We start from the raw sequence: 14,204 nt of genomic DNA, 5'->3' as shown, positions 1-14,204 counted from the left end.
TATGAAAAAATTATATAATTCAATCTGGATGATTGCACTCGTTCTATGCTTCTCTGGCTGTGATGATAAATTGGATCTTGAACCAAGGCAATCAATTTCAGTAGGTACCGCAATTTCATCTGCAGAAAATGTAAAGAACATCCTTATTGGAGTTTATAACGAGACTGGCCAATCACCGTCTTATGGAGGATATTTGCAACTTCTGGCAGACCTTTACGGTACAACAGATCAAATTACCTGGGGAGGAACTTTCCAGCCCCCAAGACAGGTTTTTAATAAAAATATTTTTATTGATAATGGTTTTGTAAGTGACCTTTGGCTTAATGGATATGAAGCGATAAATCAGGCAAACCTGGTGCTGGATTATTCGGATTTGCTAGAAGAGGAAGATCGCGATCAGGTAATGGGAGAAGCCTATTTCTTAAGAGCGCTGAATTATTTCGATCTAAACAGATTTTTTATGTCGCCAGATGGACAAATAGGAGTGCCTTTGAGTTTAGAAGGTATCATAGATTACGCCCAGGATTTGCAAATTCCAAGAGCCAGTGCCTCTGAAGTTTATAGCCAGGTAGTTTCAGATCTTGAAATGGCCTACAGCCTGTTGCCAGAGGATAATGGAATTTTTGCCGATAAATATGCTGCTCAGGCATTGCTGGCCAGAGTATATTTGCAAATGGGTAATTATGCTGGAGCCCGGGATGCCGCTGATGATGTCATTCAAAATAGTGCTCATTCTTTAACCAGTACTTTTGAAGATGCATTTAATAATGATGTAGACAGCACTGAAGACGTTTTTGCTTTTCAGGTAACCACCCAGGACGGAGCCAATGTACTGGTCACGCATTATGCGGATCAAACCTTCGGAGGTCGTGGGGGCGATGTTACAGTGAATGAAGCCTATTTGGAAATGTTCGGGGAGAATGATGCGAGAGGGGATTTTTTCTATACCAGTGCCCAAAATGAGGGGACGTTGACCGGGAAATACACCAATCAATATGCGAATATCTCCCTGTTAAGACTTGCTGAAATGTATTTAATACGAGCTGAAGCAAATCTTAGAGAGGGTACGGTAATAGGGGCAAGTCCTGTAGAAGACGTGAATAAATTAAGATTAAGAGCAGGGGCTGATCTTCTTACTGAAGTTACTGTGGAAGACGTGCTTAAAGAAAGGGAATTAGAATTAATGTTTGAAGGTTTTCTTGTGTTCGATTATAAAAGAACAGGAAGGGAGATCGCAACCTTACCCGCAAGTTCCCCAAAATTATCCTTCCCTATTCCACAGCGTGAAATAGATGCCAATGATCTTTTAACTCAAAATCCAGGATACGAATAGAGTTTGCTAAAGAATGAATAAAAAAAGGGCTGACATTCAGCCCTTTTTTTATTAAAATTCATAGATCAGGATCTCATTATCCTCACCTTTTACGATCAATTCTTTTTTTGTATCGGGATTTGCATGGGAGATATTAATTTCTGAAGTTCCATAAACCGGAAATCCTGGTAACAACTGCGCATCCTGATCAAAAATAAAAACCTGGCTGGTTTGTAGATCTGTAATCCCAACATAGGTATTTTTCCCAACTTCGAAAATTTGGGGATCTGTATACAATCCAAAATCTAAATTAATAGTTGCGCCATTGATATGCAATTGATTTTCATTTAGATAGACTAAATTTTCATCATTGGACACTAAACGCACATTTTCCGCCAGCGTTTCTGTTCCAGTCGAAACTTTCCCGTTTTGATCTATTTCGATGATTCGATGATCTGCAGTTGTAGAAATAAATTTCCCCTCATGACCAAACCATTCGTTTTCAGAAAAATTAATAGATTCAGTTACAGGAACACGAATGTTTCCCTGGCGGCTCAATATATTCAGCTTTCCAGATTTTTCCGCTACCAAAATATAATCTTTGGAACCAATTCGAATATGTTTTGGCGCTGTGATAATTTCAGTTTTGGCATTTTCAAAATCGAAACCTTTAATGCTTTTTCCATTTGGATCAAGCATATACACCTTACTATGCTGAGTTAAGACAAAACGATAGGTGCGATTATTATCATAATCAAAAACCGATAAAGGCTGCGTGAAAGTATCATTAAATTTATTTGGAAAAGGTTTTACTGTTTTTCCCTGGCGATCAATCACCTGCAACTCATGGCTCGTAGTAAATGCAAGTTGCTTATTAGCATTTTTGAAAAGATCAATTTCATGGATGGATCCTGAAATTTTTGATTCTAATTGCTTCTTCCAGAAGATGCTTCCTTTATTCGAAAGTAGATAAAGCATGTTGTCCTTGTCCTGCACAACAACGTCCAATTGACCTGTTTGGTGATTTCTAAAGAACTGGAACTTTCCGGAAATGGTTTTTTCTATTTTTATAGAACCAGATTGGGCAACAGCTTGAATTTGTTCCGAATTCTTACTTTCGGCGGAAAAAATTCCGTGGATATGAGTAAAGTTATCTTCGGTGATAAACTGTATTGCGAAAAGGCTGTTTTGTTCAAAACCGGAGTTTTCTTTATTAAAAACAGCTTTGTTGAAATTGGTCGTTTTCGCCAGTATTAGCATGGAAGACTCAGATGCAAGTTGGTTGATGAAATCTTTGAAATAAGTTTGGTGTGATAATAAAGAGGAATTAAGGTTTGCGGAAATCATATTTTCCAATACAGAAATTTCTTTTGAAAAAACTGCGGAATGGTTTATAACGCAGGCGTAGGCCAAATTTTCAGCATTGAAAAATGGTTTAAATTTTTGCGCAATTTCTTCAGAATCATTTACTCTAAAAATAGAAACGCCACGAAAATTTAGGTTTTCAGCTGCAATTTCAGTCAGCGATTCTATTCCCAGTTCAAGATCGTCTAAACCAACAGAAAAAGCGGTTCCATCTGGAATTTCAGTTTTTGAAATTTCCGAAGAGAAATTAAAAAGGTTATTTATAGATGGGATAGAATCTGAAATATAAGAATTGCGCTGCGAATCAAAAACCTGATAATCGCTGTAGTTTACTGTTGAAAATGAGATAAAGGAAGAAGGGATAATATTGATGTTTTTTGACGGGGTTGCCTCCTGATCCCTCAGTACATCCTGAAAATTTTTCTGCTCAGAGTTTATTGTAATTCCATTTATTTTGAACTGGTTATCTTCAAGATCGAGATCCAGCACAGTCCAGTTAGCCAGGTTTTTAAAATTAAACTGGCCAAAACTTTCAAGGAAATTATCTAATTCTGGTAGTTTCAGATCTTTTCGAAAGATGACGGAAGTTTTTGCAGGATCCCTTGCCTCGAATACTTTTTTAAACTCACTATATTCAAGGAGATTCTCACCTTTTGAAATCTGGGTAAGTTTGTCTCTGGAATTGCTTATTATATAATAATCCCCAATTTCTGTGACTAAAAATTTGCTATTTCCTAAGGTAAATCGTTTAAAATAGACCCCATTTTCATTAAAATTCTCCACTTTTTTATCCTGAAGGGAATCCAGTTGAAAGAAAGAAGAATCTTTTCTGGTACTTATTGTATACGTAAGCGTTTGATTCTCGAGATTAGAAAATGTGAACAATATTTCCCTTTTCAGTGCCAGCTTATCAAGGAAATTTAGTTGTTTTTGAATTTTCTTTTTTAAGGCAGAAGAACTAATATTTAAAAAGGCATTGGCGTTAAGTGTTTGTTGTAATTCAGAAAAATCTGGTGTGGTAATGATCAACTCTGTATCAGCATGTATAAGCCTCGAAAGCTTTATTTCGCCTTTTTCTTCAGAAGAACATGAAATAATAAGGAAAAAAAGGAAAACTAATTTTGAGAGATCTTTCATTAAAAATAACTGGTTATTGCAAATTTAATGACTTAAAACTCAATGGTCAACTGTTCGGGAAGAAGTCTGAAACTTTTTCGGTGGTATTTTGTTACCCCATATTCTCTAATGGCCTGCCTGTGTTCTTTTGTGGGATATCCCTTATTCTGTTTCCAGTTGTACATGGGAAATTCATGATGAATCTGTTCCATATATTTATCTCGGTAAGTTTTTGCCAGGATAGAAGCAGCGGCAATACTTAAAAATTTTCCATCACCCTTAATGACACATTCGTGGGGTATATCACGATATATTTTAAATCTATTTCCATCTACAATAATTTTGTTAGGCTCGTGGGAAAGTTGGTCCAGAGCTCGATGCATGGCGAGAAAGGAAGCGTTGAGGATATTTATTTTATCTATTTCAATCATGTCAACATGGGCTACGCCAAAACAAAGAGCCTCTGCTTCAATACATGCTCTTAGGATATTCCTCATCTTCAAACTGGTAAGCTTCGAATCATTTAGTTGAGAATTTTCAAAAGATCTTGGTAAAATGACTGCGGCAGCAGTTACCGGGCCAGCGAGGCAACCTCTTCCCGCCTCATCTGTGCCGGCAATAGTTAAATTTTTAGAATAAAATGAAAGCAAACTTCTTAAAATTTTAGGGTTTTTTTAAATCCAAAAGGTGTAAACATTCCGTAAATGTAGTATTATTGGGAAAGATTTCGAAAAGTTAAAAGTCAGAAAAGTTTGGTGTATTAATAATTTATTATGATTTTTGGCACAGGCTAATTCAAATTTAACAAATAATGAAAAGAAAACTACATGGAATTCTAACACTCTTGTTAGTGTTAGTGGTGCAAATTGGTTTTGCACAAGAAAAACTCGTAACGGGTACGGTGATAGACGAAGATGGTTTACCACTGCCTGGAGTGAATGTTATTGAACAAGGTACCTCGAATGGTACTCAAACTGACTTTGATGGTAAATACAGTCTATCTGTAGAGGTAGGTGATGTTATTGTCTTTAGTTATTTAGGATTTTCCAATCAACAGGTTACTGTTTCTGCGGCTGATGTTTATGACGTTGCTATGGCTGCGGACGCTGCTGCCCTGGATGAAGTGGTAATTGTAGGTTATGGTACTGCAACCAAGCAATCTTTTGCGGGTACTGCAACAACTATTGATGCAGAAAATCTTCAAGCTAAGTCTTACTCGAATGTTACTCAGGCCTTGGCCGGAGAGGTTGCCGGGGTGAATGTTATTAATAATTCAGGACAACCTGGTACGACTTCAACTGTTCGTATTCGTGGATTTGGATCTGTAAACGGTAACCGGGCACCACTTTATGTATTAGATGGAGTGCCATTATCTGGGGGAGATCCCAATAGTACTACTCAAACTAATATTATTGAAGCAACGCTAAACTCCATTAACCCATCAGATATATTATCCACTACTATTCTAAAAGATGCATCTGCAACTGCTATTTATGGTTCCAGAGGTGCAAATGGGGTAGTTTTAATTACTACTAAGAAGGGTACTTCTGGGAAAGATTATATTGAAGTTGATGTAAAAACGGGGGTTAACGACCAGATTATACCACGGTATGATGTAATAAGATCTCCTGAAGTTTATACAGGTTATGTATATGAAGGTATTTATAACAGAGGTAGATTTACTGGAGTGGCAGATCCTGCGGCTTATGCCAATGCGCGTTTATTTTCAGATAACTATATCCCGGCTGGATATAATATCTTTAATGTAGAAACTGCCGCGGAACTTATTGATCCGGAAACCAGACAGGTAAGACCGGGTGTAACCAGAAGATATACTCCTGAAAATTATGCAGATGAGGCTTTTAGTGCTGCAGTTAGGACGGAAGCAAATGTTCGTTTTGGTGGTGGAAATGAAAAAACAAAATACTTTGCATCTGTTGGATATTTAAATGATGATGGTTATGCAATCAATACGGGATATGATCGATATACTACGCGTTTAAACGTTAATTCTAACGTGAAAGACTGGTTAGATGTAGGTGTGAATATTGGTTATGCCTATTCTGAAAGTTTAAATAATGGACAAACCGTTGGTTCTGAAAACTTATTTGAATTTGCAGACAAAACTGCTCCAATTTTTGGGGTTTACTTGAGAGATGATAACGGGCAATTAGTTCCGGATCCAATTTTTGGAGGAAATCAATTAGATTATGGTAGTACTTCTGGATTTAGAACACGTCCCCAGTCTGATAACCTGAATCCCATTGGATCAGCATTATACGATTACAATGCTACTGAGAGAAATGAGATCAACGGTAATTTTTCATTAGATATTGATTTTAGTGAACATTTATCTCTAGAAACTAGATTTGGAGCGCAATATGCATTTGATAGATTTAAAAGTGCATCCAATGCATTCTATGGTACTTCTGTAGGTGATGGAGGTGCTTTATTTACCAGGGATACTGAGGTTCTTACGTTGAACTTCTTGCAATTATTGCGTTACAACAATCAATTTGGTGATCATACTTTGGAAGCATTGATTGCTCATGAGACAAACGATTTTGATTTAGATAATAATACATCCAGCAAAACTAAGCAGGTGGCTGCAGAACTTTATGAGTTGAATAACTATGTAGTTACAGCTAGTCCATCTACTGGTTTCAATCAAGGTAGAGCACTTGAGTCTTTCTTCGGTCAGGTAAACTACGACTTTCTTGATAGATATTACCTTACAGCTTCTGTTCGTCGTGATGGATCTTCAAGGTTTGTAAATGATAAATGGGGTACATTTGGCTCTGTTGGTGCTGCTTGGGTTGTAACTAATGAGGACTTTTTGTACAACAATGATGTTCTTAGCTTCTTGAAATTAAAAGCCTCTTATGGTATTACTGGGGATGAAGCTGGTGTTGGATACTATTCAGGATACGATACTTTTGATATCAATAACCTGAACGATCAAATTTCACTTTCGGCAAGAGGAAATGGAAATCCTGATCTTACCTGGGAAACATCAAAACAGTTCCAGGCTGGTGTTGAGTTTGGTTTAGGAAAATATATTGACGGTGCTGTAGATTATTATATTAAAAATACAGACAACCTTATTTTTGATAGAAGAGTGGGTCCATCACAAGGTATTGCTGTAGTTACTGTGAATGACGGTGAATTGAGAAATACCGGTTTAGAATTTAATCTTACAGGTCATTTGATCAATACTACAGATTTCTCTTTAGACCTCAATATTAATGGTGAAATTTTAGATAATGAAATTCTTAGAATGCCAATTGATCCTTCAACTGGGGAGGAGAGAATTTTAGATCCATCTAATAGTCCATTTGCTTATTCTGAAGGAAGTTCAATTTTTGATCTTTATGTTAGAGAATATGCGGGGGTAGATCCAGCAAATGGAGCTCCTTTGTTCTACAGGTATTTTGATGATATAAACGGGAACGGTTTATTTGATGATGGGGATGAAACCATTACCTCTTTAACACCATATTTAGCAACTAATCCAGATGCTACTATAGAAAGAGAAGTAACTTCTACCTATGCCCAGGCAACTGATAAGTATATTGGCAAATCTGCCATCCCTGATGTAAGAGGTGGTATAAGATTAGGTGGTACTTTTAAGAACTTTAATTTCTCAACTCAGTTTATCTACAGTCTAGGAGGTTATGCTATTGACTTTCAATATGCGGAGTTAATGAGTGACAGGTTTGGTGCAGTTGGAAACAACTTTCATACAGATATTAGAGACAGATGGATGAACCCTGGTGACATTACTGATGTTCCTGCTTTATCTGATGCTTTTTATGTGAATTCGACTTCAACTTCAGATAGGTTTGTTACTAGTACAGATTATCTTGCGCTTAATAACGCATTGATTGGATATACAATTTCAAAGGATCTTTTAGGCCAAACTGGTATAGATCTTGTGAATATATTTGCAACTGGTGACAATTTGTTCGTAAAGACTGCAAGAGATGGCTTCCTGCCTAATACGAGTGAAACAGGTAACTCTGGACGTCGTTTATATGCTCCTCTTACTACAGTAACTGTAGGAGTAAGAGTGAAATTTTAAAAAATAAAAATTCAAAATATGAAAAGTTTAATTAAAATAACACTGTTATCATCTGTTCTCTTTATGGGAATTGGATGTAGTGAAGAGTTTCTTGAGAAAGAACCTTCGCAATTTTTAACGCAGGAACAGGTAACTGAAGCTGCGACAGATAATCCGGATGTACTTGCCGGAACCTTAGCGGGAATTTATTCGCTACAGTTCAACTCCGGTACTGGTGGAACAGGGAACCATGATGATTTTGGCCAAAAGGGTTATGATATCTATGGAGATATGCTTTCCGGAGATGTAGCCCTTTCAGTTAGTTCTTTTGGATGGTATCGTGCAGATATTACTGAATTTCAGGCTCCGCAGGATTTTACGAGATCCAGAAACTACATGCCCTGGAGATACTACTATAGGATTATTCGTTCTGCAAACGTAGTAATTGCTTCTGCTGGTGGTAATGATGCTATTCCGGAAGTTGAAGCCAATCGCTATATTCTTGGACAGGCGAAGGCTTTACGAGCTCATTCTTACTTCTACTTAACTCAGTATTTTCAGAATGGTTATGATCCATCTCAACCAATTTTACCTTTTTATGATTCTCCGGATGATGTAAATGGTGAAAAAGTAACTGCAGGTGAAATTTATGATTTTATTGAAAGTGATTTGAATTCTGCAATTTCTCTATTGGAAGGTTTTAACAGAAGTGCGAAAAATGAGGTGAATCAGGATGTTGCTAAAGGTATTTTAGCTTATGCTTTAGCTGCTCAAATGGACAGATGGCAGGAAGTTAAGGATTTGACTGATGAGGTGATCAATACTGGTAACTATTCTATTATGACAAATCAGGAAGTTGTTTATACAGATGATACTGATGATGATGTTGATAACGGTTCTGGTGGAGGATTTAACAGTGTAAACTCTCCAGGTTGGATGTGGGGTGTTGATTTAACTTCAGATAGTGGAGTAGGTCTTGTTTCCTGGTGGGGACAAATGGACTATTTCTCTTATAGTTATGCGGGGTATGGTGATTACAAGGCCATGGACGCTGGATTATATGCTGAGATTGCTGATGATGATGTTAGAAAAGGACAGTTTGTTCAAAACCCCGGTTCTTCTAACTATTTACAACCATGGTATAAATTCTTCGAAGAGCAAAGAGTACCTAGAGGTTCTTCACAAACGATCATTAGTGATCTTGTGTATATGAGAGTAGCCGAAATGTATCTTTTAAATGCTGAAGCTGCTGCAAACTTAGGAATGGATGCTGATGCTAAAGCTTCACTTAGAGCAATTCTTGATATGAGAGTAGATGATACTTCTTATTTAGATGGTCTTTCAGGTCCGGCTTTAGTAGATGAAATTTATCTACAAACTCGAATTGAGCTGTGGGGTGAAGGTAAATCTTACCTTGCTCTTAAAAGAAACCAGGGAACTGTGGTAAGAGGAGCAAATCATCTGTCTTTTGTTGGTGTTGCCATTCCTTATGATGATGAAAGGTTAACTTTCGAAATACCTGAAGAAGAAATTCTTTACAACCCATTCATTAGTACTCAAAACTAAAAAGTCAATCCTAAAAAGATAAAAATGATGAAACATTATTTAAAAATATTCGTTGTCCTTCTTTCACTTGGGCTTGTCTCTAGTTGCGATTTCGATGATGATTTTACTGAACCAGATTATGTAACCTTCGAAGCAGCACCTTCAGGAACTAATGTTGGTGTTGAAGTTGGTGGAACCACCACTTATGATGTAAAGGTTTATACCGCTAATGTGGTAGATCAGGCCAGAACCTTTAATGTATTGGTATTGGATAATACCAGTTTAGGTTCAGAAGGATATTCTGTACCTGCAACTGTAACGATTCCTGCAGGTTCTAATGAAGGAACTTTAAGTGTTCAGGTTTCCGATGTTGGTTTGGGTGTGGCTGGAAAAGCGTTAAATCTTAATATTCAGGAAGAAGCCGGTTTTTCCGTAGGTAAGCCTATTAGACTGAATGTAGCCAGAGTTTGTCCTGGAAAGGAATTTGTCATAGACATCGTATTTGATGGATATTCTGATGAAACTTCTTATTCTTTAGTTGATTCTGCAGGTGAAACAATAATCAGTGCAGCTGCGGGATCTATTTCTAGAGGTACTGCAACCTTAAACCGTTCGTTATGTATACCTGCAGGAACCTATACTTTTAATATTGAAGATTCATATGGTGATGGTTTAACCTATCCTAATTTAGGTTCTGTGACCATAAGTTATGCTGGAACAGTATTAACATCTTTCGATGGTAATTTTGGTTCAGGAACAAGTGTCGAAGTGTCTTTCTAATATTAAAGTTCTAATTTTAAAGGTGGTTTGATTAATTTCAAATCACCTTTTTTTTATTTTAGCACATGCGGAAACTCAAATTTATATTTTTATTCTCATTGCTTATTTCTTCCTGTGAAAAAGACGATTACCATACGTTGCCTGAAGAACCAGAGCAAGTAGGGATACCTGAAGAAACACCCGGTCAAACAGAAGTTCCTGATGAAAGTGGAGAAGAAAATTCTGTTAAAGAAGATCCTGTATCTAAAATTCTAATTTATAACGAAGCACTCATAGAGGATAGTTATGTTCTTATTAATAATGCTGCATCGAACAGGGTATATTTGATAGAGAAAAATAATGGAAAGATAATTTTTGAATGGGACCTCCCATCCGGAATTGGGAATGACGCAGAATTATTACCGAACGGAAATCTATTAGTAGCACTTACAGATGATGATCCTGCATATACTTTTGGCGGCTTTGGTGGCCGTATGGCTATTATTGATCCTCAGGGAGAAATTGTATGGGATTTTAAATACTCTGATGAATTTAGCTTATCTCACCATGACCTTGAAATTTTGCCAAATGGGAATATTATTTTTATAGCCTGGGAGAAGAAAACTGGTGATGACTTAAAGGAGGTGGGGTTTACAGGTGATGATGAGCAGGTATATGCAGAAAAGATCCTAGAAATAAATCCCAACTTAAATGAAATTGTTTGGGAATGGAATGTATGGGACCATTTAATACAGGACAGGGATACTACTTCTCAAAACTTTGGTGTTATTTCAGAACGTCCAATGAAAGTGAATATCAATTATGAAGACGCCTTAAAGGATGGAGATTATAAAGGTGATATTTTTCACGCAAATGCTTTGGAATATGACGAAGAAAATAATCTTATTTATTTAAGTGTAAATTACTTCAGCGAAGTATGGGTGATCGATCATAGTACCACAACTGCTGAAGCATCATCTTCCAAAGGCGGCAATTATGATAAAGGTGGAGATTTGGTATATCGATTTGGCAATCCGGAAGCTTACAACGGTAGTGGGGAGCGATTATTTTTTCACAACCACAATCCAAATTTAGTAGCTGGCGGAAACTCTTTATTGGTCTATTCCAATGGAATTCCATCTGTAGACCCTCATTCTACAGTATACGAATTAAAAATTCCTGAAATTTTTAACTTGGAAACAGCAGGGACTAACGAACTTGAGATCTTATGGAGCTTTAGTGATCCTGATCTTTTTTCTGCTAAAGTTTCCGGAGCGTATAGATTGGCAAATGGAAATACTTTGATTACTCAGGGCACTTTTGGTTTTTGGGAAGTGACCAATACTAAAGAAGTTGTTTGGAAATATAAAGGGGAAGGTTTTTTCTGGAGGGGGTATCCATATTCCAAAGAAAGTGATGCGATAAAAAATCTTGGTATATAAATATTTCAAATATCGCAAACCACCCAAACCGGGTGGTTTTTTTGTTCCAATAAACTTCAGTAGTCTTACGTTAATTATTATATTTTTACCACTTAGAAAAATTTGATGAAATACATTTCTTTATTCTTTTTTTTGTGCTTATCCCTTTCAGTATTTAGTCAAACTAAACTTGGGGGAAGAGCAGGAGGACAGGAGCAGGGACCTCCAGGGCAAAATGAAAAAGATACCATAAAACCCCCAATTACAGATTATAAGATTATTTCTTTCAAAAACGATACTACTTTTGTAGATACAACTCTTACGATCACAAAAGATTATACGTTTAATTACTTAAGGAAGGATAACTTTGAATTATTGGCATTCCCCAATACTGGCCAAACATATAACAGCCTAAGTTTTATTAAAGATTACCACTCTTTCTTTCCTGAATTTGGCGCGCGTGCGCGCCATTTTAATTTTATGGAAGTGGAGGATATTAATTATTATCATGTTCCCACACCTTTTACCGATTTATATTTTAAAACGGTTCCGGAGCAGGGACAGCAGCTCGATGCTTTATTTACGATCAATACTTCGCAAAATTTTAATGCTTTTATAGCCTATAAAGGAACCAGGGCGTTGGGAAGATTTCAGCATATTTTAACGAGTACGGGTAACTTGCGTATGGGATTCAGCTATGATTCCGATGATGATCGGTATCACGCAAAAGGTCATTTTGTTTCTCAAGATTTGCTTAATGAGGAAAATGGGGGATTAACAGATCAATCCATTCAACAATATATAGATAAAGAAGAAGAATTTGATGATCGTTCTATATTAGAGGTAAATTTTGAAGATGCTAAAAGCACGCTATTCGGAAAAAGATTTTATTTAAATCATTCCTACCGGCTTGCCGGGCAAAAAGATTCGCTGAATAGTTTTTCTCTGGGACATGTATTCGATTATAGTTATAAAAAATTTCAGTTTAAGCAGAATGCATCAAAAACAGATATTTTTGGTCCTTCTTTCGAATCCAGTAATCTCAATGATGAAACAAGGTTGAAGCATCTAATGAATGAACTTTCACTAAATCTTCAGAATAATGTTTTGGGAAGCATAAGCTTAGCGGCGGGAATGACAAATTATGAGTATGGTTATAATTCAATTTACATAAATGGGGAAGATGAAATTGTGACGAATAAACTTGCGGGTAATATTCCTCATGTAGGTGGAAATTACAAAAAAAATATTGGTGGTTTTGACGTTACGGGGGAGGCGAGGATCAATATATCTTCAGAATTGCCTGGAAATTATTTCGATGCCTCAGCTGGTTATCGTTTAAATGAGTTTAACAAAATACGCTTCGGATTCAATCAAAACAGTTCTGCACCCAATTTTAATTTTTTATTGTACCAAAGTGATTATATAAATTACAACTGGCAAAATGACTTTAGTAATGAAAGTTCTCAGCGATTATATGCCAAACTAGATCTTTCCAAAATTGCCCAGGTAAATGCCGATTTGATACAAACCCAGAATTATACTTTTTTTGCTGAAAATGCTAATGGAGATGTAAAACCCTTCCAAAGTGGTGATCCTTTACGCTATTTCAAGGTTAGAGCAGAAAGGGAGTTTAATTGGGGCATTTTTGGGATGTATCATACGCTAATGTATCAGAATGTCCTGGAAGGATCAGATGTTTTGAATGTTCCAGATTTTGTGACCCGAAATTCCGTGTACTATCAGGATTTTTGGTTTAAGGAGGCATTGTACCTGCAGACGGGATTTACCCTTAAATATTTCACCAAATATCAAATGAATGCATATGATCCTGTTTTGGCTGAATTTTACATTCAGGATGCCCAGGAATTTAGTAATTTTCCGGTAGTAGACTTTTTCTTTAATGCAAAAGTGGATACTGCCAGGCTGTTTTTTAAACTGCAGCATCTTAATGCTTTGTTTAACGGAAACAATAATTTCTCTGCTCCGGGTTATCCATACGGTGATTTTCTGCTCCGTTTTGGTATTGTTTGGGACTTTTTCATGTAATATTTATACTTTTAGATTATCTACTTCTTAAGTTTTAAGTTGAATTCGCTTTTTCTTCGGAAGTAAACATAGAAATCATTGCTTAAGGCAAGGTAGTTTTAGCTGAAATCTTCTCTTTTTCATAAAAATGATTTCTTATTGAAAAATCTATTGTGTGATTGAAAATCTGCTGTATATTTGCCCCCGCTAAGCGAGTAAGGCGACGTTCATTGGGTTGGTTTTGGAAGGGGGTTAAAATTTTTCAAAAAAACTTTTGGTTTAGATAGAAAAGTAGTTGTATATTTGCACCCGCATTTGCCGAGAGGCATGCCCGCTTACCACGAAAGGCCCGGCAGGCTTTGCAAGAAAGCGGGACGTTCCTAACAAGAGATTGAGATAGAAAAAAAGAGGCCGCCAGGTGGGGCGCTAGGAGCAAGGTTCGAATCCTTGGGTTTTAACTAAGACAATGATCAATAAGCAATGATCATAGGGCAATTTTAGGATTGTTAATTGATAACTGCTAATTGATAATTGACAAGTTCATTGACATATTGAATTGACAATAGATTTTGGGGGCAGCGATGCCTTTAAGATTTAG

Annotated in this window: 8 protein-coding genes; 6 read left to right on the top strand and 2 right to left on the bottom strand. The window is 36.7% G+C overall.

Features of this window, described 5'->3' with window-relative positions; genetic code table 11:
• Position 1 precedes the first annotated feature (1 nt).
• Positions 2-1,333: a RagB/SusD family nutrient uptake outer membrane protein gene (locus tag DHD80_RS11335; protein ID WP_251741294.1), complete on the top strand. Its 1,332-nt coding sequence runs from the start codon at positions 2-4 to the stop codon at positions 1,331-1,333.
• A 51-nt stretch (positions 1,334-1,384) separates the two neighbouring features.
• Here DHD80_RS11335 and DHD80_RS11330 read toward each other — a convergent pair whose 3' ends face one another.
• Both DHD80_RS11330 and DHD80_RS11325 read right to left on the bottom strand, forming a co-directional pair.
• Positions 1,385-3,814 carry a hypothetical protein gene (locus DHD80_RS11330; RefSeq protein WP_251741293.1) on the bottom strand — a complete coding sequence of 810 codons (2,430 nt, stop codon included), beginning with the start codon at positions 3,812-3,814 and terminating at the stop codon, positions 1,385-1,387.
• 32 nt (positions 3,815-3,846) lie between these two features.
• The gene (locus DHD80_RS11325; protein ID WP_251741292.1) at positions 3,847-4,443 is read right to left on the bottom strand and encodes a ribonuclease HII; all 597 of its coding nucleotides are present in this window, start codon (positions 4,441-4,443) and stop codon (positions 3,847-3,849) included.
• Positions 4,444-4,604: 161 nt separating this feature from the next.
• Between DHD80_RS11325 and DHD80_RS11320 the strand changes: the two genes are divergently transcribed.
• The 5 genes from DHD80_RS11320 (at position 4,605) to DHD80_RS11300 (ending at position 13,627) form a co-directional block, all read left to right on the top strand.
• Positions 4,605-7,874: a SusC/RagA family TonB-linked outer membrane protein gene (locus tag DHD80_RS11320; protein WP_251741291.1), complete on the top strand. Its 3,270-nt coding sequence runs from the start codon at positions 4,605-4,607 to the stop codon at positions 7,872-7,874.
• Positions 7,875-7,892: 18 nt separating this feature from the next.
• Complete coding sequence (locus tag DHD80_RS11315; protein ID WP_251741290.1) at positions 7,893-9,419, top strand: RagB/SusD family nutrient uptake outer membrane protein; 1,527 nt, start codon at positions 7,893-7,895, stop codon at positions 9,417-9,419.
• A gap of 24 nt (positions 9,420-9,443) precedes the next feature.
• A complete protein-coding gene (locus DHD80_RS11310) occupies positions 9,444-10,178 on the top strand; it encodes a hypothetical protein (RefSeq protein ID WP_251741289.1) in 735 nt (244 codons plus the stop codon).
• Between the two features lie 65 nt (positions 10,179-10,243).
• Positions 10,244-11,599, top strand: coding sequence for an aryl-sulfate sulfotransferase (locus DHD80_RS11305; RefSeq protein WP_251741288.1), 1,356 nt, complete (start codon positions 10,244-10,246; stop codon positions 11,597-11,599).
• A 105-nt stretch (positions 11,600-11,704) separates the two neighbouring features.
• Entirely contained in the window at positions 11,705-13,627 is a 1,923-nt protein-coding gene (locus DHD80_RS11300; RefSeq protein ID WP_251741287.1) for a putative porin, read from the top strand.
• Positions 13,628-14,204 lie beyond the last annotated feature (577 nt).

It is taken from the genome of Gramella sp. AN32 (genome assembly GCF_023718305.1).
GTDB classification, from domain to species: Bacteria; Bacteroidota; Bacteroidia; order Flavobacteriales; family Flavobacteriaceae; genus Christiangramia; species Christiangramia antarctica.
Note: the sequence above shows the minus strand (reverse complement) of the source record. Positions and strands in the feature narration are given on the sequence as shown.

Excerpts from the sequence above, each read along its gene's own strand:
- DHD80_RS11335 (WP_251741294.1), top strand. The coding sequence starts at position 2 with ATGAAAAAATTATATAATTCAATCTGGATGATTGCACTCGTTCTATGC.
- DHD80_RS11330 (WP_251741293.1), bottom strand. The coding sequence starts at position 3,814 with ATGAAAGATCTCTCAAAATTAGTTTTCCTTTTTTTCCTTATTATTTCA.
- DHD80_RS11320 (WP_251741291.1), top strand. The coding sequence starts at position 4,605 with ATGAAAAGAAAACTACATGGAATTCTAACACTCTTGTTAGTGTTAGTG.
- DHD80_RS11315 (WP_251741290.1), top strand. The coding sequence starts at position 7,893 with ATGAAAAGTTTAATTAAAATAACACTGTTATCATCTGTTCTCTTTATG.
- DHD80_RS11310 (WP_251741289.1), top strand. The coding sequence starts at position 9,444 with ATGATGAAACATTATTTAAAAATATTCGTTGTCCTTCTTTCACTTGGG.
- DHD80_RS11305 (WP_251741288.1), top strand. The coding sequence starts at position 10,244 with ATGCGGAAACTCAAATTTATATTTTTATTCTCATTGCTTATTTCTTCC.
- DHD80_RS11300 (WP_251741287.1), top strand. The coding sequence starts at position 11,705 with ATGAAATACATTTCTTTATTCTTTTTTTTGTGCTTATCCCTTTCAGTA.